The following is a 1038-nucleotide window of genomic DNA, read 5'->3' as shown; positions in this document are numbered from 1 at the left end:
TAGCAGTATGGTTCATTATGTGCGTATAACCGGCGTACCCGGCGAATTGTATTTGCCAAATGCCTTTATGCCCACCAGCGGCACTACAGAGTTGAGGAAATTTAGTGGAAAAGGATCGGGGATTAAACAATGGCACCTGCAAGTGTTTAACGGCTTCGGGCAGCTGCTATGGGAAACCAGTAAATTAACAGATCCTAAAGGAACCCCTGTTGATGGCGATGGTTGGGATGGTACTTTTAAAGGTATGCCGGTACAGCAGGGGGTTTATATATGGCAGGCCTCGGCAACATTTATAAATGGCAGCGAATGGAAAGGCATGTCATATAATAATTCATTACCCAGACGAACGGGTTCAATTCATTTAATAAGATAGTTAATGYATACTTTGTACAGGAGATTTATTTTATTGATTATGATGCTCATGTGTGTTTCATTATCTAATGCCCAGGATCACATGTATTCGCAGTTTTTCAATTCTCCGGTATATCTTAACCCCGCGTTGAACGGGCAGTTCAAGGGCGATCTGCGTATGAATCTTATCTATCGTAATCAATATACTTCGGTACCTGGAGGGTTCAATTACCTTACGGCATCGGTTGATTATAATATCCCTCAATTTGGTGGTGGTATAGGTCTTATATTTACCCGGGGCAATGAGGGCACAGCAGCATTGACTAAAAATAATATAGCAGGTATTTATTCATATAGTGTCGGATCAGACGATTTTGTTTTATCATTTGGTTTACAAGCCGGAATTACCAATCGAACTGTTAACTGGGGTAAACTGGTATTTAGTGATCAGATAGATCCAAGATTGGGATATATCCCCGGTTTAGGAACAGGTGCGGAACCTCCGGTATTTGACAATAGGTTTTATTTTGATGCCGGAGCTGGTATAAATCTGGCTTTAAGTGATTTTAATATTGGCGGCGCCCTGCAGCATATTAACCGCCCTAATGAATCATTCACCGGAACACCGGCTAAATTGCCCATGCGAGGTACGGCGCATATAAGTTATCGCTGGGATTTGAACCAGGA

At 42.2% G+C, this 1038-nt stretch carries 2 protein-coding genes; both read left to right on the top strand.

The genetic code is table 11. The annotated features are described in order from the left end of the window. Nucleotides 1-373 (top strand): hypothetical protein (locus AC1DPZ_RS27845; protein WP_477409644.1); only part of this gene is annotated, 373 nt, incomplete at its 5' end. A gap of 48 nt (nucleotides 374-421) precedes the next feature. After that, a partial coding sequence (locus tag AC1DPZ_RS27840; protein WP_477409642.1) for a PorP/SprF family type IX secretion system membrane protein occupies nucleotides 422-1038 on the top strand: 617 nt, incomplete at its 3' end.

The organism is Mucilaginibacter sp. P4_G9, assembly GCF_056400985.1.
This window is presented reverse-complemented; position numbering and strand designations above follow the sequence as displayed.